Annotated in this window: 16 protein-coding genes and 1 pseudogene; 8 read left to right on the forward strand and 9 right to left on the reverse strand. The window is 71.4% G+C overall.

What is annotated here, in order from left to right:
* Positions 1-83: 83 nt before the first annotated feature.
* Both adh and KI385_RS38790 read right to left on the reverse strand, forming a co-directional pair.
* Positions 84-1,607, reverse strand: a complete 1,524-nt coding sequence (adh, locus tag KI385_RS38785; protein WP_238576703.1) for an aldehyde dehydrogenase — start codon at positions 1,605-1,607, stop codon at positions 84-86.
* 67 nt (positions 1,608-1,674) lie between these two features.
* Positions 1,675-2,988, reverse strand: coding sequence for a GAF domain-containing protein (locus tag KI385_RS38790; protein WP_238576704.1), 1,314 nt, complete (start codon positions 2,986-2,988; stop codon positions 1,675-1,677).
* Between the two features lie 401 nt (positions 2,989-3,389).
* Between KI385_RS38790 and KI385_RS38795 the strand changes: the two genes are divergently transcribed.
* Positions 3,390-4,046 carry a TetR/AcrR family transcriptional regulator gene (locus tag KI385_RS38795; RefSeq protein WP_238576705.1) on the forward strand — a complete coding sequence of 219 codons (657 nt, stop codon included), beginning with the start codon at positions 3,390-3,392 and terminating at the stop codon, positions 4,044-4,046.
* 88 nt (positions 4,047-4,134) lie between these two features.
* Here the strand turns inward: KI385_RS38795 and KI385_RS38800 are convergent, their stop codons facing one another.
* A complete protein-coding gene (locus KI385_RS38800; protein ID WP_238576706.1) occupies positions 4,135-5,403 on the reverse strand; it encodes a glycoside hydrolase family 18 protein in 1,269 nt (422 codons plus the stop codon).
* A gap of 577 nt (positions 5,404-5,980) precedes the next feature.
* Here KI385_RS38800 and KI385_RS38805 point away from each other — a divergent pair.
* The gene (locus KI385_RS38805) at positions 5,981-7,153 is read left to right on the forward strand and encodes an acyl-CoA dehydrogenase family protein (protein WP_238576707.1); all 1,173 of its coding nucleotides are present in this window, start codon (positions 5,981-5,983) and stop codon (positions 7,151-7,153) included.
* A 305-nt stretch (positions 7,154-7,458) separates the two neighbouring features.
* Here KI385_RS38805 and KI385_RS38810 read toward each other — a convergent pair whose 3' ends face one another.
* Positions 7,459-8,625 (reverse strand): pyridoxal-phosphate dependent enzyme, encoded by a 1,167-nt coding sequence (locus KI385_RS38810; RefSeq protein ID WP_238576708.1) that lies wholly within the window; start codon positions 8,623-8,625, stop codon positions 7,459-7,461.
* A gap of 298 nt (positions 8,626-8,923) precedes the next feature.
* Here KI385_RS38810 and KI385_RS38815 point away from each other — a divergent pair.
* Positions 8,924-9,123: pseudogene (locus tag KI385_RS38815) on the forward strand (phosphotransferase family protein); the annotation flags it as partial.
* Positions 9,124-9,163: 40 nt separating this feature from the next.
* Here the strand turns inward: KI385_RS38815 and KI385_RS38820 are convergent.
* Entirely contained in the window at positions 9,164-9,589 is a 426-nt protein-coding gene (locus KI385_RS38820) for a hypothetical protein (protein WP_238576709.1), read from the reverse strand.
* A gap of 209 nt (positions 9,590-9,798) precedes the next feature.
* Between KI385_RS38820 and KI385_RS38825 the strand changes: the two genes are divergently transcribed.
* The 5 genes from KI385_RS38825 (at position 9,799) to fxsA (ending at position 15,626) form a co-directional block, all read left to right on the forward strand.
* Positions 9,799-10,239: an Lrp/AsnC family transcriptional regulator gene (locus KI385_RS38825; RefSeq protein WP_043268198.1), complete on the forward strand. Its 441-nt coding sequence runs from the start codon at positions 9,799-9,801 to the stop codon at positions 10,237-10,239.
* Positions 10,240-10,295: 56 nt separating this feature from the next.
* Positions 10,296-11,960, forward strand: a complete 1,665-nt coding sequence (locus KI385_RS38830; protein WP_238576710.1) for an amidohydrolase — start codon at positions 10,296-10,298, stop codon at positions 11,958-11,960.
* A 563-nt stretch (positions 11,961-12,523) separates the two neighbouring features.
* Positions 12,524-14,197, forward strand: coding sequence for an apolipoprotein N-acyltransferase (gene lnt / locus KI385_RS38835; protein WP_238576711.1), 1,674 nt, complete (start codon positions 12,524-12,526; stop codon positions 14,195-14,197).
* Positions 14,194-14,949 (forward strand): polyprenol monophosphomannose synthase, encoded by a 756-nt coding sequence (locus KI385_RS38840; protein WP_238576712.1) that lies wholly within the window; start codon positions 14,194-14,196, stop codon positions 14,947-14,949. The genes lnt and KI385_RS38840 overlap by 4 nt, the downstream gene beginning before the upstream one ends.
* 89 nt (positions 14,950-15,038) lie before the next feature.
* Entirely contained in the window at positions 15,039-15,626 is a 588-nt protein-coding gene (gene fxsA / locus KI385_RS38845; RefSeq protein WP_238576713.1) for an FxsA family membrane protein, read from the forward strand.
* Positions 15,627-15,728: 102 nt separating this feature from the next.
* Here fxsA and KI385_RS38850 read toward each other — a convergent pair whose 3' ends face one another.
* The 4 genes from KI385_RS38850 to yczE all read right to left on the reverse strand — a co-directional run bounded on the left by KI385_RS38850 (position 15,729) and on the right by yczE (position 19,307).
* Complete coding sequence (locus tag KI385_RS38850) at positions 15,729-16,106, reverse strand: RNA polymerase-binding protein RbpA (RefSeq protein WP_026170122.1); 378 nt, start codon at positions 16,104-16,106, stop codon at positions 15,729-15,731.
* Positions 16,107-16,362: 256 nt separating this feature from the next.
* The gene (locus KI385_RS38855) at positions 16,363-17,733 is read right to left on the reverse strand and encodes an MFS transporter (protein WP_425357027.1); all 1,371 of its coding nucleotides are present in this window, start codon (positions 17,731-17,733) and stop codon (positions 16,363-16,365) included.
* Between the two features lie 72 nt (positions 17,734-17,805).
* The gene (locus KI385_RS38860; RefSeq protein ID WP_238576715.1) at positions 17,806-18,615 is read right to left on the reverse strand and encodes a glycerophosphodiester phosphodiesterase family protein; all 810 of its coding nucleotides are present in this window, start codon (positions 18,613-18,615) and stop codon (positions 17,806-17,808) included.
* Positions 18,612-19,307, reverse strand: a complete 696-nt coding sequence (gene yczE / locus KI385_RS38865) for a membrane protein YczE (protein WP_238576716.1) — start codon at positions 19,305-19,307, stop codon at positions 18,612-18,614. Before yczE ends, KI385_RS38860 begins: the two co-directional genes overlap by 4 nt.
* Between the last annotated feature and the right edge of the window lie 56 nt (positions 19,308-19,363).

Below are 19,363 nucleotides of genomic sequence, written 5' to 3' on the forward strand. Positions count from 1 at the left end.
GCAAGCCGGTCCCTGCTCCGAGCGGGCCGAGCGAAAGGCGCCTGACGGGCAAAATCCCAGGTCAGGCGCCTTTTTTCGTGGACCTAGAAGAAGCCCAGCTTCTTCGGCGAGTACGACACCAGCAGATTCTTCGTCTGCTGGTAATGGTCCAGCATCATCTTGTGGGTCTCCCGGCCGATCCCGGACTGCTTGTAGCCGCCGAACGCCGCATGGGCGGGGTAGGCGTGGTAGCAGTTGGTCCATACCCGCCCGGCCTGGATGGCGCGGCCCGCGCGGTAGGCGGTGGAGCCGTCGCGGGTCCAGACGCCCGCGCCCAGTCCGTACAGGGTGTCGTTGGCGATGCCGATCGCGTCGTCGAAGTCGCTGAACGGTGCCACGGCGACCACCGGGCCGAAGATCTCCTCCTGGAAGACCCGCATGTCGTTGTTGCCCTCGAAGATCGTCGGACGGACGTAGTAGCCGCCCTCCAGTTCGCCGCCCAGTTCGGCCCGGGAGCCACCGGTCAGGACGCGGGCGCCCTCCTTCTGGCCGATGTCCAGGTAGGAGAGGATCTTCTCCAGCTGGTCGTTGGAGGCCTGTGCGCCGATCATGGTGTCGGTGTCCAGCGGATGCCCCTGGACGATCTTCTCGGTGCGGGCCACCCCGGCCGCCAGGAAGTCCTGGTAGTGCCCGCGCTGGATCAGCGCACGGGACGGGCAGGTGCACACCTCGCCCTGGTTGAGGGCGAACATGGTGAAGCCTTCCAGCGCCTTGTCCTGGAAGTCGTCCGCCAGGGACGAGACATCGTCGAAGAAGATGTTGGGGCTCTTGCCGCCCAGTTCGAGCGTCACCGGCCGCAGGTGCTCGGACGCGTACTGCATGATCAGGCGGCCGGTCGTGGTCTCACCGGTGAAGGCGACCTTGGCGACGCGCGGGCTGGAGGCGAGCGGTTTGCCGGCCTCGACGCCGAAGCCGTTGACGATGTTGACCACGCCGGGCGGCAGCAGATCCGCGATCAGGCTCATCCAGAAGTGCACCGAGGCGGGGGTCTGTTCGGCCGGCTTGAGGACCACGGCGTTGCCGGCGGCCAGCGCCGGGGCGAGCTTCCAGGTCGCCATCAGGATGGGGAAGTTCCAAGGGATGATCTGGGCGACCACCCCGAGCGGCTCGTGGAAGTGGTAGGCGATCGTGTCCTCGTCGATCTCCGAGAGGGAGCCCTCCTGGGCGCGGATGGCGCCCGCGAAGTAGCGGAAGTGGTCGATGGCCAGCGGGATGTCGGCCGCCAGGGACTCCCGTACGGGCTTGCCGTTCTCCCAGCTCTCGGCGACCGCCAGCGCCTCCAGGTTCGCCTCCATCCGGTCGGCGATCCTGTTCAGCACGGCGGCGCGTTCGGCGGCGGGCGTACGGGCCCAGCCGGGCGCGGCCGCATGCGCCGCGTCCAGCGCGCGCTCGACGTCCTCGGCGGTGCCGCGGGCGACCTCGGTGAACGGCTGCCCGTTGACCGGGGTCGGATTCTCGAAGTACCGGCCCAGTACGGGCGCCACGAACTCGCCGCCGATCCAGTGGTCGTAGCGGGGCAGATAGCTCATGACGGCATCGGCGGAACCCGGGCTGGCGTAACGGGCCATGGGGCGGCCTCCCAATCGCTCTCGGCGCGGTGCCCGCCACTCCCGTGCGACGGGCGTTGTGCGCAGGCTATGACCGGGGAGGTTGCGTGAACGTTGCGACGCGCGCGGTGAGCGGTGTGCCGGGGGAGCCGCCGGGAAGGCCGTACCCGGCGCGCAGCCGGTCCGCCGCGGCCATCGGGGCGGTACGGGCCGGTGAACGCTCCGGCAAGGCCTCCACCAGGGCTTCCCAGACCTCCAGGTCGTCCTCGCCCCAGGGGGTGCGCGACCACTCGCGCAGCAGGTCGGGGTCGCCCGCGCCGAGCAGTGCGCGCCGCATCCGTTCCTCCAGCGCGACGCGCAGCCGCCGTACGCCGGGCGCCTCCGACAGCGGCAGCAGCGGACCGGGGTAGCCGCTCAGCGCGCACGCCGGCTCTCCGGCCGCCAGCTTCGCCTCGACCGCGCACAGATCGGTCTCGACGGGCCTGCTCAGCCGGTACGGGCGGGAGTGCAGCAGCGCACCGACGAGCTGCCGCAGCCGGGACAGCTCGGCCCGCAGCGTCACCGGGCGCATCTCGCGCTCGCCGTACAGCAGTACCGAGAGCTGATCGCCCGTCAGCCCTTCGGGGTGCCGGGCCAGCAGCACCATGATCTCGCTGTGACGGCGTCCGAGCCGCAGCCGCTCCCCGTCCACGACCAGCAGCGCCTCGTCCCGGCCCAGCGCCGACAGACAGACTCCCAATTCCGGTACCCCGGAGGTGAGATGGGCCTCCGCGGCACGCGCGGTGGCCTGCACCAGGGCCAGGCTGTGCGGGCTCGCCAGATGGTCGCCGCCGGTGATGTCCACCGCGCCCAGCAGCCGCCCGGTCCGCGGATCGTGCAGCGGAGCGGCGGCGCAGGTCCAGCGCTGCACCTGCCGGTTGTAGTGCTCGGCCGCGAAGATCTGTACGGCGTGATCGGCGGCGAGCGCGGTGCCCGGGGCGTTGGTGCCGGCATGCCGCTCGTCCCAGCGGGCGCCCACCACGAAGTTCATCCGCTCCGCACTGCGCCGCACCCCGCGGTGCCCCTCCACCCACAGCATCCGCCCCTGCGGATCGCAGACGGCCAGCAGATGTGCCCCGTCCTGCGCGAAGCTGCCCAGCAGCTCCCGGAAGACGGGCATGGCGCGGGCCAGCGGATGCCCGTCCCGGTAGGCGCGCAGCGCGGCCTCGTCCAGCTCGATGGGTGCGACGCCGTCCGAGGACGCCCGCGCGTCGGCCGAGCGCCGCCAGGAGTCGGCGACCACCTGGCGGACCGGCGATGCGACGGTCCCGTCGGCCAGGAACGCCGCATGGGCCCGTCGCACCGTGCGGGTGCGTTCCGCCGGGTCGGCACCGGTCTCCATCGCCAGCCAAGGGTTGACCACGTGTCACCTCTTCGATACGGCTCCTGCCCCCGTACGGCGATGGTGCTCGTAGCGGGCGGGGCCGTAAACCCCGCGTGGTGCGCCGCCTCACGAACGGGTGTCGCGGTGGCCTCCCGCGCGCAGCCGCAGCCCGTCCGCGCGTCGGCGCTCAGGGCGAGTTCGGGTCCGCCGTCGTGGGTGGTCGGCCGGTGGTCGGTGAGCGAGGCGGCCTTCATCTTCAGCACCATCGCCTTGACCGGGCCATGGCGGTGAGTGCGTCGTCGAGCTCACTGCGTCCTCCCCGGGGCAGCGGTCGCATGCACGAGGGAAGTGCTGGAGGCGCCCTGCGGAGTGTCGGCAGCAGGTCATGACGCTCTGTCATACTGCCTAAAACTCTTGGTAGTTGGAGACTTGGGCGGACTTTGAATAATAGTCAACAGCGTGGACGGGTCGGCTCGCCGGCCGTCCGCGGCACCGTGCGCTCCCAGGCGCGTCGCGCCGAACTGATAGCCACCGGACGGAAGTTGTTCGACGACACCTCCTACGACGCGCTGTCCATGGACGACATCGCGCGCCAGGCCGGCGTCGCCAAGGGCTTGATCTACTACTACTTCACGAACAAGCGCGGCTATTACCTCGCGATCATCGAGGACGCGGTGGCCGAGCTGGTCGAGCGGGCCGGCAGCACCCATGACCTCCCGCCGGGCGAACGTGTGCAGCGCACCGTCGACGGCTATCTGCGCTACGCCCAGCACCACCAGGCCGCCTATCGCGCCATCGTCACCGGCGGCGTCGGCTTCGACGCCGAGGTGCTGGCGATCCGCGACACCGTACGCGCCCGGCTGCTGGGCACCATCGCCATCGACGCCTGGGGCCGGACCGACATTCCGCCGCTCGCCCGTACCGCGCTGACCGGCTGGCTCTCCAGTGTCGAGGGCGTCACCCTCGACTGGATCGCGGAGCAGGAGGTGCCGCGCGAGACGGTGGTCACGCTGCTGGTGCGCGGCCTGGGCGACACCCTGCGGCTGATCGAGGAGTACGAGCCGGGCTGCCCGGCGCCACCTCGTCCGCCCACCTGAGACACATCCTCGGGACGGCGGCACCGTACGAGGAACGGGCGACGGGCGGGAGGCCGCCGCCTCCCGCCCGACCCGCCTGTATCTGCGGTTACTTGATCGCCTTGATCAGCTCACCGTTGGTGGTGTCGCCGCTCAGCTCCCAGAAGAACGTGCCGGCCAGGCCCTGCGCGTCCTTGAAGGCCATCTTCGTACCGATGGTCGCCGGTGTGTCATAGCTCCACCACTGGTCACCGCACTTGGCGTAGGCGGTGCCGCCCACCTTGCCGGTCGCCGGGCAGCGGTCCTTGATCACCTTGTAGTCGTCGATCCCGGCCTCGTACTTGCCCGGTGCCGCGCCGGTCGCCGTACCGCCGGGCGCGTCCTGGGTGACGCCCGACCAGCCGCGGCCGTAGAAGCCGATGCCGAGCAGCAGCTTGCCCGCCGGTACGCCGAGGCCCTTGAGCTTGGCGATGGTGTCGGTGCTGTTGAAGCCGGCCTTCGGTATGCCGCTGTACGACGTGAGCGGGGAGTGCGGCGCCGTCGGGCCCTTGGCGTCCCAGGCGCCGAAGTAGTCGTACGTCATCGGGTCGTACCAGTCGACGTACTGGGCCGCTCCCGCATAGTCGGTGGCGTCGATCTTGCCGCCGGCCGAGGCGTCCGCGGTGATCGCCGCGGTCACCAGATTGTTCTGGCCGAACTTCGACCGCAGTGCCTTCATGACCTTGGTGAAGGCGTCCTTGCCGCTGGTGTCGCAGGTCAGACCGCAGGCGTTGGGGTACTCCCAGTCGATGTCGATACCGTCGAAGACATCCGCCCAGCGCTTGTCCTCGACCAGGTCGAGGCAGGACTGCGCGAAGGCGTCCGGGTTCTTGGCGGCCTCGGTGAAGCCGCCCGACCAGGTCCAGCCGCCGAACGACCAGAGCACCTTGAGGCCCGGGTGCAGCTTCTTGAGCTTGCGCAGCTGGTTGAAGTTGCCGCGCAGTGCGCCGTTGTCCCAGGTGTCCGCCTGACCGTCGACGCTCTGGTCGGCGGTGTAGGCCTTGTCGTAGTCGGCGTAGGAGTCGCCGATGGTGCACTTGCCGCCCTGGACGTTGCCGAAGGCGTAGTTGATGTGCGTCAGCTTGGCCGCCGACCCCGACGTCTCGATGTTCTTGACGTGGTAATTGCGGTCGTAGACACCCCAGTTGGTGAAGTATCCGACGACCTTGTTGCCCGCTGCGGCCGGCTGTGCCGTTGTCGCGTGGGGCGCGGACGGGCTGTGTGCCGGGTCGGCGGAGGCCGGTCCGGCGAGCAGGGTGCCGGCCAGCGCCGCCGTACACAGCGCGGTGGCGGCGGCGATCAGCCTGCGCGGCGATCGCATCCGGTGCGGTCTGAGCATGTCGTCTCCTCGGAGGGGGGCTAGGGGGTGCCCGCAAACTCCCGCCTGGCCCGCGACGCCTGGCACGCGCGCTCGCTGCGTTGTCGGATCGTCCACGTAGACCCGCTACGAGGACGACCCTCCGCCTTGCGATCGCGCTCGGCCTCCGAAGAACGATCGAAGAGCCGAGACGGAATGAGCGCAGCGAACGTAGTGCACCAGACGCCGCGGGCCCCGCCCTCCGGGCGGACGACGGGACTTTGCGGGCAACCCCTAGGGGTGGAGCCTGACCTGACCTGCGTTCCGAATTGGCATGAACGCGTTGAACGTTGAGGGAGAAAGTAGAAGGACTAGACCACTGAGTCAATGGTTCGGACCAATTTCATGACCGGCCGGTACGGGGCCGGATCCCCACAGCCGATGATGATCAACCCGTGACGCGGGGCCTCCGATCGGGCATACTCCTAGCGCCACAGCCGCAGGTCATCGCCTTCCGCGACCCGGAACGCGATCATCGGCGTGGCACTACGGAAACCGGCGCCGCCGCCCACCCCGCGCGCGCGTCGCCGCAGCGCCCGACAGGGAGGAGAGCGCCGCCATGACCGAGTACGGCCCCCGGCCGGTGGACCGCAGGCTGCCCACGGAGGAAGCCCGCGACCTGATGACACTCGTACGCGAGCTCGCCGAGCGCGAGATCAGGCCGACGGCGGCCGAGGAGGAGGACGCCGGCCACTTCCCGCGCGAGACCTTCACCCTGCTGTCGGAATCCGGACTGCTCTCGCTGCCCTACGACGAGGAATTCGGTGGCGGCGGCCAGCCCTACGAGGTCTACCTCCAGGTCCTGGAGGAGCTCGCGGCCGCCCGGCTCACCGTCGGCCTCGGCGTCAGCGTGCACACCCTCGCCTGCCACGCCCTCGCCGGATACGGCACCAAGCAGCAGCGCGCCGAACACCTTCCCGACATGCTCGGCGGCGGGCTCCTCGGCGCGTACTGCCTCTCCGAGCCCTCCTCGGGCTCCGACGCCGCCTCGCTGACCACCCGGGCGACCCGTGAGGGCGACACCTGGACGCTGAACGGCACCAAGGCGTGGACCACCCACGGCGGCGCGGCCGACTTCTACACCGTGCTGGCGCGCACCGGCGGCACCGGCGCCCACGGCATCACCGCCTTCCTGGTCCCCGGGGACGCCGAGGGACTCAGCGCCGCGGCGCCCGAACGCAAGATGGGCATGAAGGGCTCCCCGACGGCCCAGCTGCACTTCGACGGCGTACGCGTCCCCGACTCCCGCCGCATCGGCGACGAAGGTCAGGGCTTCGCCATCGCCCTCTCCGCCCTGGACTCCGGGCGCCTGGGCATCGCGGCCTGCGCCATCGGCCTCGCCCAGGCGGCGCTGGACGAGGCGCTCTCGTACACCTCCGAGCGACAGCAATTCGGCCGCCCGATCGTCGACTTCCAGGGCCTGCGCTTCATGCTGGCCGACATGGCCACCCAGATCGAGGCCGGCCGCGCGCTGTATCTCACCGCCGCCCGGCTGCGCGACGCCGGCCGGCCGTTCTCCAAGGAAGCGGCGATGTCCAAGCTCTTCTGCACGGACGCCGCGATGCGGGTGACCACCGACGCCGTCCAGCTCCTCGGCGGCTACGGCTACACCCTCGACTTCCCCGCCGAGCGCTATATGCGCGAGGCCAAGGTCCTGCAGATCGTCGAGGGCACCAACCAGATCCAGCGGATGGTCATCGCCCGCCACCTCGCGGGCCCCGAAACACGCTGAGGGGGAGAGGCGGGCCCGGGGACCCCGGCCCGCCTCACCGTTTCTCCCGGCGGTCGCCCTCGCGGGCACCATGGCGGCTCGTCGCGGGGCGCCGCGATCACGGTAGCCCACGTATCGTCCAACCGCCGCGCAGCAGACTCGGAAGCCCGCCTCCAGCCGCTCAGCGGGGTCGGAAGCCCGCCTCCAGCCGCTCAGCGGGGTCGGAAGCCCGCCTCCAGCCGCTCAGCGGGGTCGGAAGCCCGCCTCCAGCCGCTCAGCGGGGTCGGAAGCCCGCCTCAGTCGCCCAGCGGGTTCGGAAGCCCGCCTCAGCCGCCCAGCCCCTTCATCCCCGTCGCCGTCCCGATGGCGACCACCAGGGTTTCCGGGTCGCCCACCAGCTCACGCGCCACCGCGACCCCGACCGCCGACGACGGCTCCACGATCAGCCCCTCGGTGGCCAACCGTCGATATTCCGCCATGATCGCGTCTTCCCCCACCGCCATCGCCGTGCCCGAGCTGCGCCACAGCGCGTCCAGCCCCTGCCAGCACGGCCGCTCCTCGCCGAGCGAGAACGCCACCGTCGGCCCGTCCACCACCCGCGTACGCTCCTGGTCGGCGCGGTCCGGGTGGCGCAGCGCGGCGGTGTACGGAGCCGACGCCGCGGGCTCGGCGGCCACCAGCCGGGGCTCCCGTGCGATCAGGCCCGCGGTCGCCAACTCCCGGAAGCCACGGCCGATTCCGGCCAGCAGATCCCCGCGGCTGGTGGGCACGACCACCGTGTCGATCCGCCGCCCGGAGAAGTCCCGTGCCAGCTCGTAGGCGACCGACTTGTACCCCTCGTTGGCGTATGGATTCCCGCCGGGCGAGGGCGAGGAGTAGCTGGTCAGCGGGTACCAGCCGCGCTCCTCGACGGCCCGGGCCATCGCCGCGTTCCGTTCGGCGGCGGTGCCCCGGTGGACCACCCGCTCGGCGCCCAGTGCATCGATCTGGGCCCGCAGCCCCGCCGGCACCGCCTCGTTGGTGAACACCACACACCGCAGCCCGGCCCGCGCCGCGTATGCCGCGGCCGCCGCACCGGCGTTGCCGGAAGACGCGGCGACCACCGTGTCGGCGCCGGCCGCCACCGCCGCGGCCAGGCCGACGGCCATCGCCCGGTCCTTGTGCGAACCGGTCGGGTTCCCGCCCTCGTACTTCAGCCACAACTCGCCCACCGGATGGCCCTCTTGAGCGCGCTCCGGGTCCCTGCGCAGCCGGACGACCGGGGTGTTGCCCTCGCCCAGGGTGATCGGCGGGCCGGACGCCGGGAGCGCCGCCGGCAGGCCCCACGGCCCGCCCCGGTACGCGGCGAGGTCCACTCCGCGCAGATCCGCGAGCGACGGCATCGTATTGACGCCGATGCCCTCTGCGGCGCAGGCCCGGCAGCCGTCGAAGCGTGCTCCCCCGGCCGCCGCGGCGCGGCCACAGCGCAGACAGTGCAGGACTGGTGAGGTCATCGTGGCTCCGAGGGGCAAGGGGCAAGGGGCAGGTCAGCGTCGACCTGGTGACGGTAACAGGCGAAGTAGCCTTCCGCCCCCTACGTTTCTTGCGGGTCCGGCCGGCCATTCGAGCTGACGTACCGTCAACTCCCGCCACGGGACCAGCCCCCGGGTGATGCTCTGGCGGCCGCGCGCCCAGGAGGAGCCGCCGGCGTCAAGGCCCTCGCCCGTCTGTACGACCAAGTCCCGCCCGGTACGGACGACTTCCTCGCCACTCCCGGTCCCGGCAGCGTCCTGCACCCCGTCGGCAGTACTCCGCTATGCCCGACTCACCGGGCATGCCCCCGCGACATGGAGTTCCACACCCTCTACGCGGCCCTGCGGCGCGCCATCGCCGTGCTCCGGGTCGCCTGTCGCCAGGTCCACTTCGGTGAGGTGCTGGTCCCGGCCGACGCTGATGCGCTGATCCTCCACAGGGAGACCCTGGAGGCGATGATCGAGGGCCGCTGTCGGTGAAGACCTGAGCGGCGGCCCTACGGGGTCAGCAGGCCCGCTCTCAGGCGCTGCGGCGCATCTGCGGTACCCGGATCGGGCGCGTGCCCGGCCCGCCGATGTGCGAGAAGGGCTGACGGCGCCAGTCCAGGCTCTCCGGGAGCGTCAGCAGCATGGCGGCGTCCTGCTCCTGGGCGTCGAGGGTGTCTTCGGTCTCCGGTGCCTCGGACACCTGCCGGCCGGAACCCTGGCAGACCGTCAGGCCGAACGGGTTCCACGGCGTGGGGCACAGCGCGTGCTCAGGGAGGGTGTCCTCGTCCGCCAGCAGCGCGATCGGCTGCAGGCAGTCGGGGCAGGTCACCCGGTAGATCTCAAAGGTCTCGAACGCGTCGTACGCACCGTCGTCGCCGGAGAAGCCGAGACTGTCGCCCTCCTGGGCGCCGATGTTCGCGGCAGCGGAGTCCTGCTCAAGGCGTCGCATGATGTCCATCCCCCTCGGGTGGGCCGATCGGATCGCTGACTTCCTGTGACGGGCGGTCCTGGCCACCAGCAGCAATTCCCTTCATGCCGCGCGCATAATCGCCGGCGCCCGTCGGACACCGGTTCACTCGTGTGGCATTGGTCACATGACCCGGCGCGAGGGTGTCCACGATCCGGCGCGCGGTGCGCACACGCGCCCGCGCGCAGTAGGTTGAACGGGTGGAGGAGTTGGACCGACAAATCGTGGATCTGCTCGTCAAGGACGGGCGGATGAGCTACACCGACCTGGGCAAGGCCACCGGCCTGTCCACCTCGGCGGTGCACCAGCGGGTGCGCCGTCTCGAGCAGCGCGGTGTCATCCGGGGCTATGCCGCCATAGTCGACCCCGAAGCCGTGGGCCTGCCGCTCACCGCCTTCATCTCGGTCAAACCCTTCGACCCCAGCGCGCCGGACGACATCTCCGACCGCCTGGCCGAGGTCCCCGAGCTGGAGGCCTGTCACAGCGTCGCCGGCGACGAGAACTACATCCTCAAGGTCCGGGTCGCCACGCCGCTGGAGCTGGAGCACCTGCTCACCCGCATCCGCACCCTGGCCGGAGTCTCGACCCGCACCACGGTTGTGCTCTCCACCCCCTACGAGGCCCGGCCGCCCCGCATCTGACCGGCAATCGCCCCCCGCGCGCGGTCCATCAGCGCACAGGAGCCAAACTGTCCGGTATGAGCGAGCACATCCCCGACCCGGCCCATACCCGTACCGTCCTGCTGCGCGGCGGTGAGGTGCACAGCCCCGCGGACCCCTTCGCCACCGCCATGGTCGTGGAGGGTGACCGCATCGCCTGGGTGGGGGAGGAGGGCGCGGCCGATTCGTTCGCCGGTGGAGTGGACGAGGTCGTGCAGCTCGACGGCGCGCTCGTCACCCCCGCGTTCACGGACGCACATGTGCACACCACGGCGACCGGGCTCGCGCTCACCGGGCTCGACCTGGCCGGTGCCGGCACCCTGTCCGACGCGCTGGCCCGGATCCGCCGGTACGCGGACGCCCGCCCGTCGGACCGGATCCTGCTCGGGCACGGCTGGGACGCCAGCGCCTGGCCCGAGGGGCGCCCGCCGTCCCGCGCCGAGCTGGACGAGGCCAGCGGCGGCCGTCCCCTCTACCTCACCCGCGTCGATGTGCACTCCGCGGTCGTCACGACGGCACTGCTCGACCTGGTCCCCGGCATCCGCGAGCGGTCCGGGTTCCACGCCGACGCCCCGCTGACCGATGACGCCCACCACGCCGTGCGCAAGGCCGCGTACGCCACCGTCACCCCGGCCCAGCGCGCCGAGGCGCAGGCCGCCGCGCTCGCCCGCGCCGCCTCCCTCGGCATCGGCAGCGTCCACGAATGCGCGGGTCCGGACATCTCCGGCGAGGACGACTTCACGGCGCTGCTCGCCCTCGCCGCGGAGGGCAACGGCCCGCGGGTGGTGGGCTACTGGGCCGAGTTGGTCGCATCAGCAAAGGACGCCGAGCGGATCCGTGAGCTCGGGGCCATCGGCGCGGCCGGGGACCTCTTCGTCGACGGCTCGCTGGGCTCGCACACCGCCCACCTGCACGCCCCGTACGCGGACTCCCCCAGCTCCGCCGGGGGGACCCCCAGCCACACCGGTGCCGCGCACCTCGACGCGGACGCCGTCGCCGCCCATGTCGCCGCCTGCACCGAGGCCGGGCTCCAGGCCGGCTTCCACGCCATCGGCGACGCCGCCCTCACCAGCGTCGTCGACGGCGTACGGGCCGCCGCCGAGCGCATCGGCCTCGATCGGATCCGCGCCGCCCGGCACCGCGTCGAGCACGCCGAAATGCTCACCGAGCGCACCATCGCCGGCTTCGCCGACCTGGCCCTGACCGCCTCCGTCCAGCCCGCCTTCGACGCGGCCTGGGGCGGCGAGAACGGCATGTACGCCGCCCGCCTGGGCGCCGACCGGGCCCGCACCCTCAACCCGTACGCCGCGCTGCTCAAGGCCGGTGTGCCGCTCGCCCTCGGGTCCGACAGCCCGGTCACCCCGCTCGACCCCTGGGGCACCGTGCGGGCCGCCGTCTTCCACCGCACCCGCGCCCACGGCATCTCCGCCCGCGCCGCCTTCACCGCCCACACCCGCGGCGGCTGGCGGGCCGTCGGCCGGGACGACGCGGGCGTCCTGGTGCCCGGCGCCCCTGCCGACTACGCGGTCTGGCGCACCGGCGAGCTGATCGTCCAGGCGCCCGACGAGCGGGTGGAGCGCTGGTCCACCGACCCCCGCTCCGGCACCCCCGGCCTGCCCGATCTCACCCCCGGCAACGAGCTTCCGGTGTGCCTGAGCACGGTCGTCGGCGGACGAACGGTCTTCGGGCGGCCGAACGAGTGACATCGCGCGGGCTCGTGCCGTCGGGGGACGTGCTTGCCGCTACTCGGCCCACCAAGGGGTGCTCGCTGCTGACCTGGGACGACGCGAAATCGGCGCAGTTGGAGCACCTGTTGACAGCAGGCGGTCGGCGGCCGGTAGGTTCGGCCGAGTCCACCACAGGACGTCCGATCGGGAGACCTCCGCGCAGTCGTCGAACGCAGCTGGGCCATGGGGCGGTGCGCCACACCGGCACACCGCCACTGGGAGCCAGGTCCAGCACCAGCGGCACGGGACAACGGAGTGTTTCGGCCGGATGGGGGTCCCTCCCTGCTCCTTGAGAGCTTGGGGGAAGGTGCGACCCGGGTGGGGCCCGGATGCTCAGTAGACAACGGCTTTCGGTCGACCCGCAGCCAGCGGGTCCCAGGTCGGCCCGAAGGGCGCCGGGCCCCTATCCGCACCCCGCCGCGGCCCGCCCGCACCTTTCCGCCGGGCCCTTCACCTTTTGTGCACCCCGCATCCGCATTACCGGTCGTCCGATGTACGGTCAGCTGACCACCGCACGACCTGCAGGAAGGCCCGCGACCGTGCCATCGGGTTCCGACACCACCGAAGAAGCCGTCAGCGGCACCTCGCCCGACGGCCCGGTGCCGTCCGCCGAGACCGGCTCCACGGCCGCGCCCCGGCGCCCCGGACGCCTCCGGCGGACGGGCGCACTCGCCCGCCGCGAGGCGCTGCGTACCGGCCTCGCGGTCGTCTCCGGCATCGCGCTGGGTCTGGCCTTCCCGCCGTACGACCTGTGGCCGCTGTCGCTGGTGGCGGTGGCCGCGCTGTCGCTGCTGACCCGGGGCCGGACCGTCCGGCAGGGCGCCTGGACCGGCTTCGCCTTCGGGCTGCCGTTCTTTCTGATCCTGCTGAAGTGGCTGCATGTCGTCGGCTGGGACGCGGTGGTCGGCCTCTCGGTCGCCGAGGCGCTCTTCGTGACGCTGCTGGGCGCGGCCCTCGCCGGCACCTCCCGGCTGCCGGTCTGGCCGGTGTGGGCCGCCTGCCTGTGGGTCGCGCAGGAGTGGGCCCGCGACCGCCTCCCGTTCGGCGGCTTCCCCTGGGGCCGGCTGGCCTTCGCCAACACCGGCTCGCCGTTCACCCCGCTCGCCGCGCTCGGCGGCGCCCCGTTGGTGACCTTCGCCGTCGCGCTGACCGGCGCGCTGCTGGCCGCCTGCGCCGCCGCCCTGTGGGGGCTGCGCGAGAAGGGGTCGCTGAACCGGGCCGTCCCGGCGCTGGAAGCGTTCGGGCTGGCCGCCGCGGTCACCCTGGCCGGCGCGGCCGTCCCCGTTCCCACGAAGGCCGACGACACCGTCGACATCGCCGTCGTCCAGGGCAATGTCCAGCAGCCCGGCATGGACTTCCTGGGCCGCCCGATGAGGATCCTCGACAACCACGCCACGGCCACCGAGAAGCTCGCCGCCGACATCAAGGCCGGCCGGGCCAAGAAGCCCGATCTGGTGATCTGGCCGGAGAACTCCTCCGACCTCGACCCGTTCCAGTACCCGCAGGCCTACGACCGGATCGACGAGGCCGTGAAGTCGATCGGCGTGCCCGTGCTCGTCGGGGCCCTCGTCGACCATCCCTCCAAGAAGGGCTATGTCTTCAACGAGGGCATCGTCTGGGACCCGAAGAAGGGGCCGGGCGCCTCGTACACCAAGCAGCATCCGGTGCCGTTCGGTGAGTACGTACCGTTCCGGGAGCAGCTCAGCAAGATCATCACGCGGTTCCAGCGGGTGCCCCGCGACTTCTACCCCGGCGACCACACCGGCGTGCTCAACGTCGGCCCCGCCAAGCTCGGCGACGTGATCTGCTTCGAGGTCGCCTACGACGAGATCGTGCACGACACCGTCGACGCCGGCGCCCGCGCCCTGGTCATCCAGACCAACAACGCCACCTACGGCCGCACCGGTCAGCCCGAACAGCAGCTGGCCATGTCCAAGCTGCGCGCCGTCGAGCACGGCCGGGCCGTGGTCACCGCGGCCACCAGCGGAATCAGCGCGGTGGTCGCCCCGGACGGCAAGGTCACCCACCAGATCCCCGAATTCACCCAGGGCGTGGTTTCCGCGCGCATTCCTCTGCGTGACGAAACGACGCTCGCCGACCGCGTCGGTGCGGCACCCGAGTGGGCGCTCGCTATCGTGGGACTTCTGTCCTGTGCCGCCGCCGTGGTCGGCGGCCGGCGCGGACGTACGAAGGACGAGAAGGGGCAGCAGTGACAGACGGTCAGCGGCAGTACGGTCCGCTCGGCACCACGTTGGTGATCATTCCGACGTACAACGAGGCGGAGAACATCAAGCCGATCGTCTCGCGGGTGCGGTCCGCCGTTCCCGAGGCGCATGTCCTCGTCGCGGACGACAACAGCCCCGACGGCACCGGCAAGCTCGCCGATGAGCTGGCCGTCGCCGACGAGCAGGTCCACGTCCTGCACCGCAAGGGCAAGGAAGGCCTCGGCGCCGCCTACCTCGCGGGCTTCCGGTGGGGCATCGAGAACGGCTACGGCGTGCTGGTCGAGATGGACGCCGACGGCTCCCACCAGCCCGAGGAGCTGCCGCGGCTGCTCACCGCCCTCAAGGGCGCCGATCTCGTCCTCGGATCGCGCTGGGTGCCCGGCGGCCGGGTGGTGAACTGGCCCAAGTACCGCGAGTTCCTCTCCCGCGGTGGCAGCACCTACTCCCGTGTGCTGCTGGACGTCCCGATCCGCGATGTCACCGGCGGCTACCGCGCCTTTCGCGCGGAGGCCCTCAAGGGCCTGGGCCTGGACGAGGTGGCCTCCCAGGGCTACTGCTTCCAGGTCGACCTCGCCCGTCGCGCCGTGCAGGCCGGCTACCACGTCGTCGAGGTGCCGATCACCTTCGTCGAGCGGGAGCTGGGCGACAGCAAGATGAGCCGCGACATCGTCGTGGAGGCGCTGTGGCGGGTCACGGCCTGGGGTGTCGGCTCCCGGGTGGACAAGATCCGCGGCCGCTGAGGCCGGGCCCGGTGCGCCCGGTGGCTTCGAGCTGATCCCTCGCGCGACCCTCAGGGCCTGCGGAGAGGCGTGCCAGGCACACTTGAGGCATGACGTTCGCAGCCACGCCATCGCCGAGTCCCCGCCCGCCCCAGCGCTCGCGCGCCCGCCGGTTCATCCCCTTGGGCATCGCCGCCTGGATGGTGCTGGAGATCTGGCTGCTGACCGTGGTCGCGGGGGCCACCAACGGCCTGACGGTCTTTCTGCTGCTGGTCGCGGGAGTGATCGTCGGCGGCTATGCGATCAAGCGGGCCGGCCGGCGCGCCTGGCAGAACCTCACCGAGAGCTTTCAGGCCGAGAGCGACCCGTCGGCTCCACGGAAGCCCGCGTCATCGGGGGAGCGGCAGTCCGGCAGCGGCAATACGGTGCCGATGGCCGGCGGGCTGCTGCTGATGGTGCCGGGGCTGCTGTCCGACGTACTGGGGCTGCTCTGCCTCTTCCCGCCGACGGGGAAGCTGATCCAGCGCCGCGCCGAGAAGCTGCTGACCCGGCGGGCGTCCTACGCCCCGGGCTCGTTCGGCGACGCTTTCCAGCAGGCCAGGATGCACCGGCCGGACGGCAAGGTCGTCCAGGGCGAGGTGATACGCGATGACCAGCCGCCGTCCCCGCGCCGCCAGGATCCGCCGCTGACCGGCTGAGGGCGCCGGGGCCCGGCTCAGGGCCCGCACACGCACAAGGGCCGGGGCCACTGCGAAGTGCAGTGGCCCCGGCCCTTGCGTGCTGCTCGGCGCAGTCCGTTGTCAGGCGGACTTGCGGTTGCTGTCGCGCGGATGCACGGCAATGTTCATGGTGCCGGAGCGCAGGACGGCCAGCCGTTCGGCCAGTACCTCCTCGAGCTCCTCGCGGGTGCGCCGCTCCATGAGCATGTCCCAGTGCGTACGCGCGGGCTTACCCTTCTTCTCCTCGGGGCCGTCGCCATCCACCAGAAGAGAGGGTGCACCACATACCTTGCACTCCCACTCCGGCGGAATCTCGGCCTCAACCGAGAACGGCATCTCAAATCGATGTCCGTTCTGGCATGCGTACTCCACCGCCTGGCGCGGGGCCAGGTCGATGCCGCGGTCGGTCTCGTAGCTGGTCACCACGAGTCGCGTGCCGCGGAGAGCTCGCTCACTCATGAATCGTGCCTCCCGGGCTTGTCGCCCACAGGACAGGTGTCGCTGTCGTCGTCATCCGGTCAACGTCCGGTCGGCGGTGAAGATTCCCGTAATTGGGACATGCGTCGCCCGTCGTGCCGCCCCTTGTTGTACCCACCAGCGCCCGGTTTGTCACATCTGGCAGCAGATGTCACCCAGCGCCTTCCATCGTTGAGCGCGCAGTAACGGTCCGCCTGGTGAGCCAAAGGCGTACACTACCGGCCCGCACGCCCTGGGACTAAATCCGGTCAGGTACCGGATTTCCGGCCGCCGCGATCGCCCGCCCCACCGGCACCCTCGCCAACAGGACAAAACCGACCAAGAAGAACGCCACCAGGGACACGATCGCGCCCCGGTAGCTCCCGGTCAGCTGGTAGGTCACCCCGAACACCAGCGGCCCCAGCCAGCTCACGCCCCGGTCGCTCATCTCGTACGCGGAGAAGTACTCCGCCTCCTTGCCGCGCGGCACCAGATGCGAGAACAGCGAACGCGACAGCGCCTGGCTACCGCCCAGGACCAGGCCGATGCCGACGGCCAGCACGAAGAACCACACGGGCGCCTTCGCGGGCAGGAAGGAGCCGACCGCGATCGTCAGCGTCCAGGCCACCAGCGATCCCAGGATCGTGCGCCGGGCGCCGTAGTGCCGGGCCAGGCGTCCCATCAGCAGGGCGCCCACCGCGGCCAGCACCTGCACCAGCAGGATCGCCACGATCAGGGTCGTCTGGTCCAGCTCCAGCTCCTGGGAGCCGTAGACGGACGCCTGGGTGATCACCGTCTGCACCCCGTCGTTGTAGATGAGATAGGCCAGCAGGAAGGAGAGCGTGAGCGGGTGGCGGCGCATATCGCGCAGCGTCTCCCGCAGCTGCCGCCACCCCTGGCCGAGGGCGGCGCCGCCGGCCCCGCCGGGTCCCGCTCCGCCCGCCGCCCGCCGGTCGCGCAGCCGCCGCAGCGGAATCACCGAGAACGCGCCCCACCACAGCCCCGCCGACGCCAGGCAGATGCGTACCGCGGTGCCCTCGGAGACGCCGAAGGAGTCGTGGCCGCCGTAGAGCACCAGATTGGCTATCAGGACCAGCGCCCCGGCCGCGTAGCCAAAGGCCCAGCCCCGGGAGGAGACGTCATCGCGTTCGTCGGGCCCGGCGATCTGCGGCAGAAAGGAGTTGTAGAGCATCATCGACACCACGAACGACACATTCGCGATGACCAGCAGCACCCCGCCGAGCAGATAGCGCTCGCCGCCCAGGAAGAACATCCCGGTCGTCGCCGCGGCGCCCGCGTACGCGCAGCAGCCCAGCAGCGGCTTCTTCCGGCCGGTCCGGTCGGCCAGCGCCCCGGCGACCGGCATCGCCAGCACCGACAGCAGCAGCGACGTCGAGACCGCGTACGCATAGAAGGAGCCCGCGCGCACCGGAATGCCCAGGGGGTGCACAAAGCCGTCCGCGTCCGCCGCGGCGTTCGCCACCGATGTCAGGTACGGCCCCAGGAACACCGACAGCACGGTCGTCGAGTAGACGCTGTTTGCCCAGTCGTACCAGTACCAGCCGCGCTGTTCGCGGCGCCGGCCGGCCGCCTCGTCCACGGCCTCGGCCACTGCCTGTGCGCTCTCCACGCCCACCCCCGTCGTGTCGTCCCCGTCATCGCGGCGGACGGCCGAGGGGCGCAGGGCGCCGAAGGCCTGCTCTCACGCGCCCTGGACCCAGCACCCCCGCTCGGTCAGGACCGTGCGCAGCGTCTCGATGTGGTCCGTCATGATGCCATCGACGCCAAGATCCAACAGCGCCCTCATCCGATCCGCGTCATTGATCGTCCAGACATGCACCTGCATGCCCAGCGCGTGCGCGGCGCGCAGGAACAGCGGATCGACTACCGGGATGCCGGACTGCCGCTCGGGGACCTGTACGCAGATCGCGCTGCGCCGGACCGCCGCACCCAGCAGCCGGTCGAGCGGCAGCACGCCACGGCCGTACGAGCGCATCCGCAGACCGGCCACGCCACGGGTGCCGAGCGAGCTCGCCATCCGCCCGCCGGCCAGCCGCTGCGCCCGCGCCACCCGGGCCTCCGAGAACGAGCCGACACACACCCGGTCCCAGGCGTTGGTGCGGCGCAGCAGATCGAGCAGCGGCGCCAGCGCGGCCTCCGCCTTGAGGTCGACGTTCCAGCGCGCCGCCGGGAACTCCTCCAGCAGCTCCTCGAACAGCGGCAGCGGCTCCCGGCCGCCGACCCGGGCCTGGCGCACCGCCCGCCACGGAAGCTGCGCGATCGCGCCGCGGGTGTCGGTGACGCGATCGAGCGTCGCGTCGTGGAAGGCGACCAGCTGTCCGTCCGAGGTGGCATGCACATCGGTCTCCAGATAGCGGTAGCCGAGGTCGACCGCGCGGCGGAAGGCGATGGAGGTGTTCTCCAGGCCGTCCGCGGCCCCGCCCCGGTGGGCGAAGGGGAGCGGCGTGGGGTGGTCGAGATAGGCGTGGCGGATGCGTATCGCTGGGGTCACTCCGGCAGTATTGCGCGCTCAGGTGAAGGGACTTTGCCGGCCACCACCCGGGACGGCTGCTCGGGCAGGCCCTTGATCGCGAAGCGGCGCAGAAAGAACTGCGCCATCGGCCCGATGGCCAGCGCATAGACCACCGTGCCGGCCCCGACGGACCCGCCGAGCAGGAAGCCGGACGCGAGCACCGTCACCTCGATGCAGGTCCGCACCAGGCGCACGGGGCGACCGGTCCGCTGGTGCAGCCCGGTCATCAGCCCGTCGCGCGGCCCCGCGCCGAAGCGGGCGGAGAGGTACAGGCCGGTCGCCACGCCGTTGAGGAGGACGGCGAACGCCAGCAGTGGAATACGGGCACCGAGCGAGTCGAGCTCCGGCACCCAGGCCAGTGTCGCGTCCATCACCGCCCCGAGGATCACCACGTTCGACACCGTGCCCAGGCCGGGGCGCTGGCGCAGCGGGATCCACAGCAGCAGGATCAGTGCGCCGGAGACGATGGTGACGGTGCCGATCGACAGCCCCGTATGACGGGATATGCCCTGGTTCAGTACGCTCCAGGGCTCCAGGCCCAGCTCGGCGCGCAGCATCAGCCCCATGCTCACGCCGTACAGCGTCAGTCCCGTATAGAGCTGAACCAGCCGGCGCGCCAGCAATCCTCTCCCCGAGCCGACTCCCCTTGTTATGGAATCGGGCCTGATCATTGACACGACTTTTCCCCCTCCTGGCAGGATTGGACCGACGCATGACACCATGTGGC

It is taken from the genome of Streptomyces inhibens (assembly GCF_022221585.1).
Lineage (GTDB): Bacteria > Actinomycetota > Actinomycetes > Streptomycetales > Streptomycetaceae > Streptomyces > Streptomyces inhibens.